Origin of the sequence: Candidatus Galacturonatibacter soehngenii, from assembly GCF_008830185.1 — a bacterium.
In the GTDB taxonomy this organism is placed as follows: Bacteria; Bacillota; Clostridia; order Lachnospirales; family Lachnospiraceae; genus Lachnotalea; species Lachnotalea soehngenii.
Map to the genome: position 1 here is coordinate 429,768 of NZ_WAGX01000005.1, position 17,299 is coordinate 447,066.

At 35.0% G+C, this 17,299-nt stretch carries 16 protein-coding genes; 4 read left to right on the forward strand and 12 right to left on the reverse strand.

Features of this window, described 5'->3' with window-relative positions; genetic code table 11:
• Positions 1-104 precede the first annotated feature (104 nt).
• Positions 105-1,406 carry an IS3 family transposase gene (locus F7O84_RS09505; protein ID WP_151144351.1) on the forward strand — a complete coding sequence of 434 codons (1,302 nt, stop codon included), beginning with the start codon at positions 105-107 and terminating at the stop codon, positions 1,404-1,406.
• A gap of 90 nt (positions 1,407-1,496) precedes the next feature.
• Here F7O84_RS09505 and F7O84_RS09510 read toward each other — a convergent pair whose 3' ends face one another.
• On the reverse strand, positions 1,497-2,843 hold the full coding sequence (locus tag F7O84_RS09510) for an alanine/glycine:cation symporter family protein (RefSeq protein ID WP_151144352.1): 1,347 nt from the start codon (positions 2,841-2,843) through the stop codon (positions 1,497-1,499).
• Between the two features lie 227 nt (positions 2,844-3,070).
• Between F7O84_RS09510 and F7O84_RS09515 the strand changes: the two genes are divergently transcribed.
• Together F7O84_RS09515 and F7O84_RS09520 are read left to right on the forward strand one after the other, a co-directional pair.
• Positions 3,071-3,487, forward strand: a complete 417-nt coding sequence (locus F7O84_RS09515; RefSeq protein WP_243140855.1) for a cytochrome b5 domain-containing protein — start codon at positions 3,071-3,073, stop codon at positions 3,485-3,487.
• Positions 3,488-3,577: 90 nt separating this feature from the next.
• Positions 3,578-5,143 (forward strand): glycosyl hydrolase family 18 protein, encoded by a 1,566-nt coding sequence (locus F7O84_RS09520; protein WP_151144353.1) that lies wholly within the window; start codon positions 3,578-3,580, stop codon positions 5,141-5,143.
• A gap of 121 nt (positions 5,144-5,264) precedes the next feature.
• On the opposite strand, the gene F7O84_RS09525 is transcribed toward F7O84_RS09520, so the two are convergent.
• From F7O84_RS09525 to F7O84_RS09575, 11 genes are all read right to left on the reverse strand, one after another.
• Positions 5,265-6,113: an AraC family transcriptional regulator gene (locus tag F7O84_RS09525; protein WP_151144354.1), complete on the reverse strand. Its 849-nt coding sequence runs from the start codon at positions 6,111-6,113 to the stop codon at positions 5,265-5,267.
• A gap of 98 nt (positions 6,114-6,211) precedes the next feature.
• A complete protein-coding gene (locus F7O84_RS09530) occupies positions 6,212-7,873 on the reverse strand; it encodes an ABC transporter permease (protein WP_151144355.1) in 1,662 nt (553 codons plus the stop codon).
• Between the two features lies 1 nt (position 7,874).
• Positions 7,875-8,663 (reverse strand): ABC transporter ATP-binding protein, encoded by a 789-nt coding sequence (locus F7O84_RS09535; RefSeq protein WP_151144356.1) that lies wholly within the window; start codon positions 8,661-8,663, stop codon positions 7,875-7,877.
• Between the two features lie 248 nt (positions 8,664-8,911).
• Positions 8,912-10,606, reverse strand: coding sequence for a [FeFe] hydrogenase, group A (locus tag F7O84_RS09540; protein WP_151144357.1), 1,695 nt, complete (start codon positions 10,604-10,606; stop codon positions 8,912-8,914).
• 14 nt (positions 10,607-10,620) lie between these two features.
• Positions 10,621-12,492 (reverse strand): NADH-quinone oxidoreductase subunit NuoF, encoded by a 1,872-nt coding sequence (locus F7O84_RS09545; protein ID WP_151144358.1) that lies wholly within the window; start codon positions 12,490-12,492, stop codon positions 10,621-10,623.
• Positions 12,489-12,968, reverse strand: coding sequence for a complex I 24 kDa subunit family protein (locus F7O84_RS09550; protein WP_151144359.1), 480 nt, complete (start codon positions 12,966-12,968; stop codon positions 12,489-12,491). The genes F7O84_RS09545 and F7O84_RS09550 overlap by 4 nt, the downstream gene beginning before the upstream one ends.
• 276 nt (positions 12,969-13,244) lie before the next feature.
• Positions 13,245-14,219 carry a serine hydrolase domain-containing protein gene (locus tag F7O84_RS09555; RefSeq protein WP_151144360.1) on the reverse strand — a complete coding sequence of 325 codons (975 nt, stop codon included), beginning with the start codon at positions 14,217-14,219 and terminating at the stop codon, positions 13,245-13,247.
• Between the two features lie 10 nt (positions 14,220-14,229).
• A complete protein-coding gene (locus F7O84_RS09560; protein ID WP_151144361.1) occupies positions 14,230-15,063 on the reverse strand; it encodes a MerR family transcriptional regulator in 834 nt (277 codons plus the stop codon).
• Positions 15,064-15,229: 166 nt separating this feature from the next.
• Complete coding sequence (locus tag F7O84_RS09565; RefSeq protein ID WP_151144362.1) at positions 15,230-15,514, reverse strand: DUF2325 domain-containing protein; 285 nt, start codon at positions 15,512-15,514, stop codon at positions 15,230-15,232.
• Positions 15,515-15,586: 72 nt separating this feature from the next.
• A complete protein-coding gene (locus tag F7O84_RS09570; protein ID WP_151144363.1) occupies positions 15,587-16,018 on the reverse strand; it encodes a flavodoxin in 432 nt (143 codons plus the stop codon).
• 12 nt (positions 16,019-16,030) lie between these two features.
• Complete coding sequence (locus F7O84_RS09575; protein ID WP_151144364.1) at positions 16,031-16,648, reverse strand: DUF3793 family protein; 618 nt, start codon at positions 16,646-16,648, stop codon at positions 16,031-16,033.
• Between the two features lie 256 nt (positions 16,649-16,904).
• On the opposite strand from F7O84_RS09575, the gene F7O84_RS09580 reads away from it, so the two are divergent.
• Positions 16,905-17,288, forward strand: a complete 384-nt coding sequence (locus tag F7O84_RS09580; protein ID WP_151144365.1) for a BlaI/MecI/CopY family transcriptional regulator — start codon at positions 16,905-16,907, stop codon at positions 17,286-17,288.
• Positions 17,289-17,299: the final 11 nt, after the last annotated feature.

A 17,299-nucleotide genomic window follows, 5' to 3' on the forward strand; every position in this document is an offset into this window, starting at 1 on the left:
ATGGACCTGAAGCGATTTATTTATAACCAAAAGAAGGTGCCACACACTGAACTGACCCCCATAAGTTAGACATAAAAATCTAGCTTAAGGGAGGTCAGTTTTTTATGGCAAAGTACAGTTATGAATTTAAGTTACAAGTCGTACAAGATTATTTAAGAGGTATAGGAGGACATAAGTATCTTGCACAAAAGTACAACATTCCTTCTTACAGCAATGTCCAGAAGTGGATTAATGCTTACAATGAGTTTGGAGCAGATGGATTGATGCGTTCTAGAAAAAATGAAACATATACTTTTGAATTTAAACTTCATGTGGTAGAGTTATATTTATCAACAGAGGTCTCTTATCAGGAGTTGGCTCTATCAGTTGGCATAAACAATCCACCTTTAATTACTAAGTGGGTAAATGATTTTAGAATTGCTGGTCCTGATGCTTTACGACCCAAACGAAAGGGGCGGCGTACCAAAGTGTCTAAGCCAAAGGAAAACAAATCTAAAACCATTGAAACGGTTAGCAATAATTCAGAGTATTTAAAACAACTTGAAGATGAAAATCTTAAATTAAAAGCTATTCTCGCATGCACAGGTTTTCCTAAAGCGACATACATGTACTGGCAAAAACGCTTTGATAGGGAAAATCCAAACGAGGATCTTGAGCAAAGAATCCTTGAAATCAGAAAAGAAAACAAAGATTTTGGCTATCGTCGTATTTATGGAGAATTAAGAAAACAGGGACTCATTGCAAACAAGAAACGTGTTCAACGAATTGTTCAGAAGCTAGGTCTTCAAGTTACTTCGTTCACAAGAAAAAGTCGCAAATACAGTTCTTATAAAGGCAGGGTGGGTAAGGTTTCTCCTAATAGAATTCACAGGAGGTTTGAAACTAATATTCCACACCAAAAGATTACAACAGACACCTCTGAATTTAAGTATTATGATATAGATAACAAAGGACGAATGATCATCAAAAAACTCTATCTGGATCCATTTATGGATATGTGCAATAGAGAAATAATTAGTTATGGTATTTCAAAACGACCATCAGCTGAAAGTATAATGAATGCTTTAAATGAAGCCATAATAATTACAAACGATTGTAAATACAGGCGTACATTTCATTCAGATCAAGGATGGGCTTATCAGATGAAGGCTTATAGATATAAGTTGACAGAAAATAAAATCTTCCAAAGTATGTCCCGGAAAGGTAACTGCCATGATAATTCTGTTATGGAAAACTTCTTTGGGATTATGAAACAAGAGATGTACTATGGCGAGGTTTATTATAGCTATGAGCAACTGAAAGATACAATAGATAAATACATAAAGTATTATAATGAGAAACGAATTAAAGAGAAACTAGGATGGATGAGTCCTGTAGAATACAAGCTCAGCCTCTTGGCTGCATAAAATAATTGCGTAGCAGTTAAAAACTACTACGCAATAAAGTCTAACTTATTGGGGTCACATCACACAATTTAAATGGTGGGCACCTTCTTTTTATTTGAGTGCTAGAAAAAAACTTTTTGTTTCTGATGCAATTACCTTTCTAAGTCCTATGATACCGATTAAGTTAGGAATTGCCATCAAAGCATTTACAATGTCAGCAATCACCCATACAAGTTCAAGCTTTAAATAAGGTCCTACTGCAACAAGAAGTATAAAAATATACCGGTATATCTTTATTCCTTTTACGCCAAATAAATACTCTGTACACCTTTCACCATAATAATTCCACCCGATAATCGTTGTAAAGGCAAAGAATACCAAGCCAATTGTTACTATCATTTTACCTAAAGAAACACCTGGTAGTGCAGTGGAAAAGGCATAATTGGTAATTGCTGCCCCTGCAAGATCCATATTCCATGCGTCTGTCAAAATAATAACCAACCCTGTCATAGTACAGACAACAATCGTATCAATAAAAGTACCAGTCATTGAAATCAAGCCTTGTCGAACACATGACTTTGTCTTTGCAGCGGCGGCTGCAATAGGAGCACTTCCAAGCCCAGATTCATTTGAAAAGACTCCTCTTGCCACACCATTTTGAATTGCCTGCTTTACTGTTGCACCTAGAAATCCTCCTGCTGCTGCCACTGGTGTAAAAGCACTTTTCACAACAAGGAGTACAGCATTTGGTAATAAATCAATATGTAAAATTAAAATAATAACAGAACCTAAAATATATAAAACTGCCATGATAGGAACAATCAACTCTGCAACCTTTGAAATAGTTTTGATTCCATTTATCGTTACCAATGCAACAAGTATTGTAATTAATGTTGCAGATACGACAATCGGAACATTAAATGCGACTTGCGTAGCCTGCGTTATGGAGTTAATTTGTGCAAAAGTTCCTATTCCAAAGAAAGCAACACCAATACCAAATAGTGCAAAAAGCTTTGCAAGCCATTTAATACCTAAGCCTTTCTCAATATAATACATTGGACCACCTGACATTTGTCCGTTTTCATCAATAACTCTGTATTTAACCGCTAACAAACCCTCTGCATACTTAGTTGCCATACCAAAGAAGGCTGCCATCCACATCCAAAATAGTGCACCAGGTCCTCCTACTTTAATAGCAGTTGCAACACCTACGATGTTTCCTGTTCCAATCGTAGCCGCCAATGCCGTACATAACGCCGCGAAGCTACTCACATCGCCTTTTACCTCTTCTCCTACTTCCTTGGAAAAAAGATACTTAAAAGCTAACGGTAATTTAAATATCTGGATAAGTCCTAAACGTATGGTCAAATAAATTCCAGTTCCTACTAATAGTATTAAAAGTGGCGCTCCCCATATAAGAGAATCAATTTTGTTAAAAATTTCAATTAGTTGATTCATATTTTCCTCCAGTAAAATTATAATTATGCCTTTTTATTAATATTCTTTCATCTGAAATATCATAATATATTTTTAAGCAGATTACAATATTTGTTTTTCATTTGTGTATTACATGTTCTATATAAATGAAATGTATTTATTCATTATAACTAATTGATAAATAAAATGATTCCATTTTGGAGAAGATATGCAAATAAGAACTTATTTTTTAATAAAGGAGATTCAAAATGAATAAAACAATTTTTTCTTATCTTCTCATTATCATGATTGGACTTTTACTTGCTAGCTGTTCAAACAAAGCATCAGACAATAACGCTTCCACTCAATCAATTGATCATGAATCCACACAATCTGCCCTAGAAGGAGAAGACATTGCAATTGCGTATGCTGCCACAAATGAACCAAGTAAAATACCCGACAGAGTCTTTACCTTAGAAGAACTAAAAACATACAATGGTGAAAATAATAACCCCGCTTATGTTGCTGTAAACGGCATTGTTTATGATGTCAGTCATGTTTTTGAATGGAGCAATGGCTTACATCAAGGACTAATGGCTGGTAATGATTTGACAGAAGAGTTTTCTAATTCACCTCATGGAATGAGTACCCTCCAATCCCTCCCTATTGTCGGAACACTTGAATAACGGTAAGCATTTTCTTCCACCTCTTCCATATCTATCCGCTATTCTTCCAAAAATTATCATGCTATACTTTTGGAATAAAGGAGGGATCATATGAAAGAAAGAAACATTTACTTCAAACTATTAATTGCTCTTATTATCACCATTGTTGTTACAGGCTTTTTTCCCAATCATCCAATTTCTTATGCAAAAATTGTTGATAAAATTGCACCTACCACTCCAACAAAATTAAAAGCCAGTTCCATTAAAACCACTTCCGTGAAACTAAGTTGGAAGAAATCAAAGGATAATGTTGGAGTAAAGGAATATAGAATTTATCGAAATGGTACATATATAGGAAAAACAAAATCCACAAAATTTACGGTTAAAAATTTATCACCGAATAAAAAATATAAATTCTATGTGAAAGCAAGGGATAAAAAAGGAAATACCTCAAAAAAAAGTAAAAAGATAACGGTTAAAACAAAAGCGGAACCAAAAAAAGCAACAGTCGTAAAACCAACACCCGAACCCGCTCCTACTCCTACTCCTACTCCTACGCCTAAACCAACACCTTCCCCAACTCCTGCTCCTACGCCTGCCCCAACTCCTACACCAAGTGCAAACACAAAAAAAATCGTAGGCTATTATGCTGCATGGGCGGCTTATTCAAAATATTTACCAACAAATATTGATGCTTCAAAACTCACTCATATCAATTATGCTTTTGCCAATATTAGCAAGGACTTAAAAATAACTTTAGGTTATCCCGATATCGATGAAAATAATATCAAACTACTCAATTCACTTAAAACAAAAAATCCAAACTTAAAGACTCTCATTTCAGTGGGCGGTTGGAATTGGTCTGGCAGATTTTCGGATGTTGCATTAAGTGATGCTTCCAGATCTACTTTTGCTGATAGCTGCGTTAGTTTTATCAAAAAATATGGTTTTGACGGAATTGATCTGGATTGGGAATATCCCGTTAGTGGTGGATTATCAACAAATGTAACTAGGTCTTTGGATAAACAAAACTTTACCTTATTGTTGAAAACAATTCGAGAAAAATTAGATGTTCAAGGTAAAAAAGACAATACCCACTACCTACTAACTATTGCGGGTGGAGCGGATTCCTCTTATGTAAAAAATGTTGAATTATCAAAGATTGCACCATATCTTGATTATGCTACGATAATGAGCTATGACTTACATGGTATGTGGGACTCTTATACCGATTTGCATGCACCATTATATAACAATACCGATAGTTCACCACAATATAAAACAAGCGTGGACTCGGCAGTGAATGCATGGCTAAATGCTTCTTTTCCATCGGATAAACTCATACTTGGTATTCCTTTTTATGGTTATATTTATTCCTCAGTAACCAATACCAACAATGGACTTTATCAAAAATACGGTGGAGCAAATTCAATCAGCTATCAACTAATCGTAAATAATTACTTGAATAAACAAGGCTATACAAGATATGTTCATTCCCAATCACTTACTCCTTGGTTGTTTAATGGTTCTGTTTTTATCAGCTATGAAGATAAAGAATCCATTTCTCATAAAATGGCTTATATTAAATCAAAAAAACTTGGTGGAGCAACTGTATGGGAACTTAGCCAAGACTCAAACGGTGTACTTTTAAATGCTATCTATAATGGCATAAAATGATATCAAAGTCACAAGATGAAGGTTTTTACATCCTTGTAACAAAAGGCATAACATAGACCTCATATAAACGAAAGATACCAAGATGTGCGTTGTGCATCTTGGTATCTTTCATTATCTCTTGTTATTTCTTAACAATAGGTATCCATACTTCAAATTTTGCATTTTCAGGATCGGCATTCAGATATACTTCAATATCAGCTGCATTCCCGTATTCATACCCAGAGGTTGGAAGCCACTCTGTTACAATTCTCTTTTCTAGCTCCTGTATGGAGGTATTCTTTCCCTCTCCTGAAAAAATAGCCCATGTTGATGCTGGAACCATATATTCTTCCAGCTCTTGATCCAGTGCTTTTTGACTAGCAACTGCTATATAATATTTCCATTCTTCTTCTGCATTGCAAGCACTGACTCCAAGTAGTCCCATTGGTACTCCTTCCATAAAAGATGCAAGTCTTGGTATTGTACCATCTACCGCTGCTTTTTGCCACATTTGTGGTACAACAGCAAAGTTTTTTTCAATTTCTTTTTCCAAAGGCATGGAGATTCCAACCACACGAAAAGCCTCTTTTTTTTCAATTCTGTAATTCATTTCGCAGTCTCCTTTTATTGTTATTCGGAAGCTGATAGGCGGATATGCTTTTAATATGACACCACTCTCTCTTACTTTTGATGGTGCAATTCCATGAATGCTCTTAAAAGCTCTATTAAAGGCAGTGGGGGAATCATATCCATATTTTAGCCCTATATCAATCACCTTATTATCCTCCTCTTGCAAGTCAACTGCTGCCAGAGACATTTTTCTTCTTCGAATGTATTCAGATAAAGGCAGTTCCGCCATATACGTAAACATCCTTTGAAAATGATAAGTTGAACACCCTGCGATTTTTGCAACCATATCGAAATCAATTGTATCCGTCATATTTTCTTCCATGTAGTTTATTGCACGATTTAATCGTTCCATCCATTCCATATCTTTCGCTCCTTACATAACAATACGATATAATTCATTTACAAACCTCTCTTATTGTGAACGAATATAGAGAGTATCAAAAATTCTTTGATTTATTTCTACATCTCAATTTGCTTCCATGAAAAGCGAAACGTAACCTGCCAAAGCACTGCAACTATAACGAAGGATATCGCCAAATTAATATAGATAGCCATCGGATGAATTAGTATTGCCACAATGTGTGCAGCTGCAAAAATTCCACTTAGTAAAAACATAAGAAGGACACGGGCCGCATTGTTACCATTTTGAGCATATTGAAAATCTAAATAAAACGGCAACTCTTTTTTCCCCATATGAATTGATAATATAATGATAAGCATCATATTCACAAACATTAAGAAAAGATCTGGTAATATTCGTTTTCCAAACAATAAAACAAATAAGATACTTATAAATAAAAAGGCAGGAATAATAAATTTAAGGATAAAAGCCTTTAGTGCACCTTTTATAATTTTACTTGGTTGGTCAATTGGTAGCACCTTATAAATCCAAGCACCTTGATAGTTCTCACTTAAACGAATAAACGAAAACAAAGAGGATAAAATTGCTACGCTATAATATAAATTAAAATAATTTAGTCCATCTCCAATTTCCTTAATCGAATCATAAAAGGAGGCATCAAAATCAATCTGATTCATTATAAAGATGATTGGAAAAATATATGCAAAAGCAATCATTGGATAGATACGAAGCTTTAATTTTCGTTCGTTTCCAAGCATTGCATAAGTAAATCCAAACATAGATTTTTCCTGTGCCGATTTGCATACGAGTTGTCCTACTTTGTTAGAGAGCAGATTCCTTCCTAACCTTGTTGTATTTCCAACTCCATTTAATTTGTTTAATCTTTGCTCAAAATGAGGTATTACCAACCTTTGATACAAAATCATCATAATAACAGGAATAAAAATTCCAAGTAACGTAAGAACGATTATGTGTCTACTTATGTTATGCTCTATGACAAGACTAAAGGGTGCTGCAAACCAAGCGGTGGGAAGTAAAAAATCCCAACTATTTGGCTTCGTATCTATTGATATGGCTGATAAATTATAAATACGACCAATAAACTGGTAAATGATTGTCATAAAAATCGTAAGCGCAATCTGAAAATAATTAATGATATCTTTTAACTTCTCTCCATTAAAGAAAGATAGAATTGCATAATAAAATACAGATGTAAAAAATATTACTAATCCACACATCAAAACCAATTCAATTAACAATAATATGCTAAATAAAACACCATACAAAACCGCCCCACAAACTAAAGTACCTCCAGAAATCGATAGGGTAATGCGAAACAAATAGTTAATAATATGAATCAATTTAGCCGCACTTAAGGTTTTGGAATCAACAGGTCTTGATAACAAAATATTCTTATCCTCTACATCAAGTAATACTGCAGAAAAATCAGAAATCATAGTTGTCATAATCATAAATAAAAGCATAGCAATTATGATATTCATTTTAGAAAACATAGGAATCGGTATGAATATAAACCCGCCGATAAAAGCTCCCATAAATAGATAAACAAACAAAGAAGAACGAAAAGTGTTTTTCTTTTCTGATGCCTTCTTTTCATTTACTAAAACCGTTGGAACTCTTCTTTCATCCATAACTAATTTAAGCTGTAAAATTCTCCTCATAAGAGGGTAGTCAACACCCATTTTTATAAAAATCCAACTTATCTTATCCAGTAATTTTAATATTTTGAATTCCTTCATATTATCCCTCTTTTAATACTGAAATAAATGATTCAGCAATCTCTTTATATTGATTAAAGCCTGTTAATTGGTTGAATATTTCTTCTAAAGAGCCTTCTTTACTCATAGCCTGAAGTTCTTGGAAAGAACCATCTGCTACAATTACTCCGTCTTTAATTAAAATGATGCGATTGCTTATCTTTTCTACTACATCCATAATATGAGAAGAGTAAAATATTGTTTTTCCTTGCTCTGCCAATTCTGTTATGATTTCTTTAAAGATCATAACACTATTTGCATCTAGACCACTGAGTGGCTCATCAAAAAACAAAATATCAGGATTGTGAATCAGACTTGATATAATCAAGACTTTTTGTTTCATTCCTTTTGAAAAAGAAGAAATTCTAGCTTCATAAGCATCACCAATCCCAAAAAGCTTCATCAATTGCTTTGCTTTATAATCTACCAATTCATATTTTAATCCATAAATTTCTCCAATAAATGTAAGATATTCTCTAGCCGATAACGTATCATACATTTGAGCAGTTTCTGGTACATAGCCAATTTTCTTTTTATATTCTACAGGATTTACATTAATGTCATTCCCAAATAGCTTTATTTCACCTTGGTATCCATTGATTAATCCTAACAGTATCTTTAAGGTGGTACTTTTACCTGCACCATTTGGCCCAATGTAACCGATGATCTCTCCCCCTTGAATCTCAAGATTGATTCCCTTTAATACTTCCTTGCTACCATAATTCATTTTTAAATCTTTAATTGAAATTACACTTTGCTTCCCGCTATCCATTATATACACCTCTCAAATTATTCCATTTTCTTTATTTTAAAGTATTTTAAATTGATTCACAATACTTGTCTCCTGTATCATTTCTTACAATTCTATAACAAAGTGTTCTTCTAAATATTATTCCTAACATGTGATGCCTTACTAAGTTAGGGTAGTTCATACAACTACTTCCTATTATATGAAAATAAGTGTGAGCACTGCCCACACTTATTTTTAACAGAAAGTAACTTGTCACTTCTTTATATTTCTTATTTTTCTACCATATGTCTATGGAATAATTTGTGCTCTTTTCCTTTAATAGTAGTCTCATACATTTGTAGTAAGACTGGATTCTCATCTGGATAGCGTATATTAGACATCGTATCTGCCTTATATAGCCCTTCCATACGTTTTTTCTTCGTTCTTGCTCCTGCAAAAGGCGGCTGTCCTCCACCCATGATACAACCTCTTCTACAAGCCATTACTTCAACAAAGTCATATTCCACTTCTCCTGCTTTTACTTTGTCAAGCAATCTTCCTGCATCTGCAAGACCATGAACAACAGCAATCTTTACTTCTCTGTCTCCAAGCATTACGCTAGCCTCTTTAACAGAATCTTCTCCTCGTACACCAACATAGCTTATATTGGACAAGTTCTGATAGCTTTTATCTTTTGCGAGTCGTCGAAGAACAGCTTCTGTTACACCTCCAGTTGTACCAAATATAGTACCACCTCCTGATGCAACTGCAAATGGCATATCTGCTGCTTCTGCTTCCAAGCTCTCAAATTGAATGCCCACTTGTTTAATCATACGAATTACTTCTTGTGTTGTGATAACGTAATCGGTATCTTGCATTCCATCCGTAAAATTATCAGGACGAAGAATTTCACCTTTTTTTGCAGTACAAGGCATAATCGATACAACAATCGTTTTCTTGTTTTCTGCCTCGTCTTTATCTTTAAAATAATCCTTAATCAACGGTGATAACATTCCTTGTGGGGAACGGCAAGTTGATATATTATCTGTTAAATCTGGATATCTGTTTTCACAATATTTTACCCAGCCTGGACAACAAGATGTAAATAATGGTAACTTTTCATTCTTTTCTAAACGCTGTGCTAATTCCTTGGACTCTTCCATTACAGTCAAATCCGCACCAAAGCTCGTATCATATACTTCATCAAATCCCATAATGCGTAGTGCTGTTACCAATTTACCAAAACTATTCTCTCCTTTTGGGATATTAAAGCTATCACCTACAGCCACACGTACTGCTGGAGCTACTTGTACAACCACACGAATGTTAGGATTACCAATCGCATCCCAAATCTCGGTTACATTGGTTCGTACTGTAATGGCTGCTGTTGGACAGACTACCGCACATTGACCACAACCAACGCAATCCGTATCAGCTAAATCACGATTAAACGCTGGCATTACCTGTGTCTCTGAACCACGAAATGCAAAATCAATGGCACCAATTCCTTGGATTTCATCGCAGGTACGTACACAGTCACCGCATAAAATACATTTGTTTGGGTCTCGAACAATGGATGGGGAACTCATATCAAGTGGTATCTGTTTCTTGTTATTTAGGAAACGAACCGCATGTACGCCAACTCTGTATGCTAAATCTTGCAAAGAACAACTTCCATTTTTCTGACATGTCGTACAATCTCTGCAATGAGATGAAAGTAATAGCTCTATTATTAATCTACGATAAGATTGTATTTTTTTTGAATTGGTGTGAATGACCATACCGTCTCTTGGCTGTTCGGAACAAGAAGCAAAGATACGTCCTCTATCATCCTCTACTACACACATTCTGCAAGCTCCATAGATGGAAAGCTCAGAATGATAACAAAACGTAGGCAAATCAATCCCTGCCTTACGAATTAAGGAAAGAATATTTTTTTCTCCCTCGATCGGTACACGTTTCGTATCTATCGTTATATATTCCATGTTAAACCTTCCTCCTAGTTTTCTGTATAGATCGCACCAAACGGACAGTTATCAATACATGCTCCACATTTGATACACGTTTCAGTGTTAATTACAAATGGCTCTTTTACCTTACCGCTGATTGCATTCACTGGACAGTTACGAGCACATTTGGAACATCCTTTACATGCTTCAGGTTGGATAATAAATCGAATCATTGCTTGACAATTTCCTGTCCTACAACGTTTATCAACCACATGTTCCTCATATTCTTTACGGAAGTTCTTTAATGTACTAAGAACAGGTAGTGCTGCACTCTTTCCTAAACCACAAAGTGATGTTGCTGTAATTGCCTCTCCAAGCTCTTCTAGCAAATCAAGATCTTCTAATGTACCATTTCCTGCAACAATACGTTCTAAAATCTCTAACATTCGTTTGGTTCCTTCACGACAAGGTACGCATTTTCCACAACTTTCGTTTTGCGTAAAATTCATAAAGAAGCGAGCAACCTCAACCATACAGGTTCCTTCATCCATAACAACTAGCCCACCAGAACCTATCATAGCTCCAAGCTTTGTTAAAGAATCAAAATCAAGTTTTACATCCAAGTTATCGGACACAAGACATCCACCTGATGGTCCACCAATTTGAACTGCTTTAAACGCTGCATCGTTTTTGACTCCGCCCCCGATGTCATAAACAATTTCACGAAGGGTAGTTCCCATTGGAACTTCAATCAGACCAGTATTATTCACGCTACCAGTAATAGCAAATGCTTTGGTTCCTGGGCTACCTTGTGTTCCTATCTCATGATACCAACTTGCTCCATTTGTAATTATCATCGGTACATTTGCATAAGTTTCTACGTTATTTAATACCGTTGGCTTTGCAAAAAGTCCTTGCTCCACCGTTCTTGGTGGTTTTGTTCGAGGCATACCTCTTTCACCTTCAATGGAAGCCGTTAACGCACTTCCTTCACCGCATACAAAAGCCCCCGCCCCGCGGTTGATATGAATGGTAAAGTTAAAGCCAGAACCTAATATATCTTCTCCTAAAAGACCAAATTCTTCTGCTTGTTTAATCGCCATTTTTAAACGCTTAATAGCTAGCGGATACTCGGCACGTACATAGATATAACCTTCCTGTGCTCCTACCGCATAGGCAGCTATCGCCATACCTTCTAACATTTTATGAGGGTCACCCTCCATAACGCTTCGATCCATAAATGCTCCTGGATCACCCTCATCACCATTACAGACTACATATCTTATTTTTTCTTGTTGTCTTGCAACTTGCTTCCACTTATATCCAGTCTGAAAACCACCGCCCCCACGGCCACGCAGATTGGATTCTGTAATTTGGGCTATCACATCATCTGGTTTCATCTCAAATAAAGCCTTTTCTAACGCTTCATATCCACCAGCTGCAATGTATTCATCTATATCTTCTGCATTAATATGCCCACAGTTTTTAAGTACAAGTCTTGTCTGTTTTGCATAAAAAGGAATACTTTCTTGTTCCTGATAAACATTATCCTCTTGATGATACATCAAATGCTCTACAGGCTCGCCTCTTAAGACAGTTTTTTGAAATATTTCTTCACAATCTTCTTCTTTTACTTTTATGTACAAATAATTCCATGGCTCAATTCGAACCAAAGGGCCCATTTCACAAAAACCATGGCATCCACTTGGATGTACCCCTACGTGTGCAGCTTCCTTTGCAAATTCAAGCGTAACACCTTCAACTTCCTTCGCCATTTCCTTTAATTTGTTATATATCTTCTCTGAACCGCCTGCTAGACAACCTGTACCAGCACATATAAGAATACGGCAGTTTTGCTTTTTGATTTTATTGATTGCATTTACTCTTTCTTTTTGAAGGTCTTGTCTTGTTAATAATTTCATTGCTCTTCCTCCTTCAATTTTGCTATTAAGGCACTTACTTTTTCTGGAGTCATAGCTGCATGTACCTCATCATTTACGGTAAGTACTGGTGCTAAACCACAAGCTCCTAAACAAGATACCGTTTCCAAAGTAAACAGCATATCTTCTGTCGTATGTTTTTCCTTTGATAAGTTCAATTCCTTATACAGCTTGTCTAAAATCAATGTGGATTTCCTCACATGACAGGCTGTACCATCACAGACGCGGATGACGTATTTTCCTTTTGCTTCAAAGGAAAAATTCTCGTAAAACGTTGCTACGCTATATGCCTTCGCTTCATTAATCCCTAATTGTTTCGCAACGTAACTTAACAATTCGGCAGGTAGATACCTGTAGCATGATTGAATGTCCTGAATAATAGGAATCAAAGCTTTTTGTGTTCTACCATGTTGTGAAATAATTTCATCTGCTTTGCTATAATACGATTGTTCCAACATTTTATACCTTCCTTCCCAAAATATAAGTTTATTTTACTATATAATCATGAATAAATAAAGTATAATTTATTAAAAATATATCAATTTTTTCGTGTTTTTGCATATTAACGAATCTTTTTTATTCAAAACACTGGAACTTATAGCACTTCGCCACTTGATGTTTTATTTTAACATTTTAATTTTTCACAATTTTCTTCTTAATTTTCACCATTTTTTGCATATGTATTTGTCTCATCTAATTGCAGTTATTCTATTAGAACTAATCAAGTATGATGATTAGTCCTCAAATATCGGTTCCACATATTGTTTGATCCATTCAATCCGATCCTTTACTTTTGGTACGAACAGACTTGCAATTGACACCACTTGTTTTTTCTTTGTATTGACATAAATTACATTGCCGCCATCGCCCATTGCTAAAAATCCATTTTCCTTTTCTACCCACCATAAGTATCCATAAGAAAGATTTTGCTTTTCCCATCTGCTGTGTTCCTTTGTGCTTTCTTCAATCCATTTCTTCGATACAATTTGCTTTTCCTTCCACATTCCACCATCTAAGTACAATTGACCTATTTTGGCCATATCAAGCGGGGAAAGTGTAAGCCCCCATCCTCCTGTATTTACGCCAGTCGCATCTGCTACCCAACCACTAATATTGGTTGCTTTATTAAAGGCAAGCTGCTCCTCTTTACTTTGAAAAGTGATTGATTTTTCGACTGTAATTCCAAGCGGAGTAAATAAATGCTTCCTAGCAAATTCTAAGACTGATTGATTGGTCGCATTCGTAAGTATGCCTGACAAAATATCAGGCCCAATAAGTGGCGTATATCTAAAATCACCGACTTTTCCTTTTCCACCTAATAAATCAAGCGTAAAGGTCACAAAGTCGTTACTGGTAAAATATTTGATGTAAGGTGCAAACTTGTATTTGTAAGGTGCTGTCATTGTTAATAAGTGCTTAAGAGTAATACATTGAATTGTTTTTTCTCTTTTTTTCACGGTATAATCTGGAAAGAAGTCTAGTACGTTTTGATCCACATTTTTAATATACCCTTGGTCTATGGCTATTCCAATTAAAATAGAAAGAATGCTTTTTGTTACGGAATATATATGAATTCGACTCATTGAGGAACAAGTATGAAAGTAATTTTCATAACGAATCTCACCATCTTTTAATACTACCATACCAGTTATGTTTTTATGTTCCTCTTGAATTTGTTGTTCCATTTTTTTTAATTTTTCTTGATTCATACTTTGCCTCCTAGTTAGTTTTTGCTTTCTTTCTCACTGGATAATAAACTTCTGTTATAAGTTCGCTTTCGCTTTCCACTTGGGATGGGTCGGTTATATAAACTTCGTAAAGGGCATTACTGCTTTCATACCCTTTTGTTTCTGCCCATTCTCGTTGTTTTGCATAGACAGAAGACAAGTTAGAATACGAGCCTTTTAGAACTGTTTTTAAGCATAGTCCTGGCGTAAAATCCCTTGTTCCTTTTGCATATTCTACTATTGGAATTGCAAATTCCGTATCTAAACCTAGCGGACTAAATTCTGCACTATGAAACAGAACCATTGGCGGTGCATACATTGTTAAATTTTTATTTTGAATTTTTTGAAACAGATTACAAAAGCTATTCTTGTATTCGTCAGCAAACTCATATTCGTGTACCATTTTACGAATCGACATAAGATACATTTTTGGCACTTCTACAAGCTGTACTTCTATCTCTTCTAGATATGACATAATCGATTTTCCTTGTTTTAAATGAGCTAAATCATGGTCTAATTGTTGTAATGTTTTATCTAATTCTTTCGCTTTTTGCTCCATGTCTTTTTTCTTATGCGCAAGTGCCAAAAAAAGTTTTTCCTCAATTTGCTCTTCTGATTTTAGAATTTCTTTTATTTCCTCTAGAGAAAAATGATATGATTTTAGTCGATTGATAAATAGCATTTTTTCTAGTTGCTCAATGGAATAATATCGATATCCATTCTCTTCATTAATTGCATCAGGCAAAATCAACCCGATTTCCGCATAGTAGCGGAGTGTTTTCGTCGACACTTTACAAATATTTGAAAACTCTCCTATTGTTAGCATAAATTATCCTCCTTATGTTTCTTGTCTAGGTCTATCTTACACCTTTCCCTTAGGGTAAAGTCAATTGTCTATCTTAGGAAGTTCATAAAACTTTCTTATAACACAAAAAAGCACCCATCATAAATGAGTGCGATTGACTTAAATAACTACGATTCTTTTCTACTTCTTAGGCTTTGCAAATATTTTCTAAAATATCATTTAAAGCATTTCCACTACTTGAATGGCAACGAACAACATCTGTGTTTCTTTTTTCAGCTTCTGCCAAAGCAGAGCGAACCATCTTATGGGAAACCGTATTCGTAAACAATATGATAACATCTGGGCTTCCAATCTGCTCACCAAATTTACCAGACATTTTAGTAAATATTTTTGCCTTGCATTTATATTCCTTGCAAATCTTCTTATATTGACATACCATACGGTCATGTCCACCAATGATTACAACGCTCATAAAGACCCCTTTCGTATTTTCATCAAAGTAGCAAACCGTTACTTGCTAGATTCTAAGTAACGGCTTATCCGCTTATTTTGCCGCTATTTGTTTTCCTAGTTCAACACATTGTGCTAACAAAGCATCATCTGGTGCCTCGTTACAAATAAGGCCAGCTCCTCCAATTAAGTTAGCACCTGCTTCTTTCATTCTCGCTTCCCAGTCACGCATCCATTCGCCATCGCCCCATCCATAAGAACCAAATAATGCAATATTCTTACCTGATGCAAATTTAGCAACTTCTTCTACAAAAGGCTCCATTTCGTTTTCTTCAAGTACTTCTGCTCCCATAGCAGGACATCCAAGTGCAAACACACTCGCCTCTTTTAGCACATCCAAAGATGCTTGTGAAACTTCTAATACTTCTGCTTCTTTTCCTGAAGCGGTAATTCCCTTTGCAATTGCTTGAGCCATTGCCTCTGTATTACCTGTTTGTGTCCAATAAATAACTTGAATTTTACTCATCCTTTTATCCTCCTAAAACGCTACTCTTTGTAACTTCTTTTTATGATACATTTCTATTATCTCTAGAATACTTACTCCATTTGAGATGAAACGAATCGTCATTTCTTTTGCCAAATCATATTGGTCAAATAGCTTTTGTTTTTCTAATACATTTGCGTATACTTTCCAATAACCAATGCTTAAAAAATTCTGACCTTTATTCACAATAAAGCCATATACATCTTCAACTGGATAACCAAGCGCTAATCCCAGCTCATGAGGAAATGAAAGTCCCTCTTTCATATAACTTTCATACTTGTCTCTTAGTGAGTGAAGAAAATACTGCACGTCTTGGTTTTGATAACCCAATCGATACAATAATTCTTTTACATTTGGTTTCGCTAAATAACTGATTAACTCCGTTGAACGGTATATTAAAAACGTCGTTTTTTCTCTGGTAACACAAAGAATAAAAAATGAGATCTCAGTATCTTGAAATAATTCCATAACATATTTGCTATTTTCATTATGAACAATAAGTAGATTAGATATTTTTATTCCAGTAAGAACGGGGGCACATTGAATTGCTAACTGGATTTCTAATTTTTTAAGGTTCATACTTTTCATTAGTTGAAATACTTCGTGGCTCATTTTTTCTCCTTCTAGTTAGTTATTGCTAACTTACGTTTATATTATCTAATTTATTTGTTTTTGTCAACGCTTCTATTGGTTACATTTTATCAATAAGATGTTCTTTCTTTTTCTTAGTTTGTGTCCAATTCTTTCAAATATCCTTCCTTTATTAAAATTTAGGAATCAATCATGTAAAAAAATATTATGGTCTTGACAAGAATAAAAGACAGTTGTAGAATTTAATAAAGACAATTGTAGAATATGGAGGTTATTTATGAATACATTAAAAAAATTACCAGATGCGGAATTCGAAATTATGAAGGTTGTATGGGCGAATGAACCTCCCATTACAACAAGTATGATTATGGAAGCACTTGGTAAAGAAAAAGAGTGGAAACCGCAAACCATTCTTACGCTTATGGTTCGCTTAGTTGAAAGAGGATTTTTGCGAACAGAAAAAAAAGGAAAAGAGCGGATTTATTTCCCTATTGTTAACCAAGAAGAGTATCTAAAATTTGAAACAGTAGATTTCATCGACCGCTTTCATGGTAATTCATTTACCAGCTTGATTACAACTTTATTTGATGGAAAGAAAATGAAGGATAGTGATCTTGATGAACTAAAAAAATGGTTAGACGAACGGAGGGATTCCTATTAAAACACTTATTA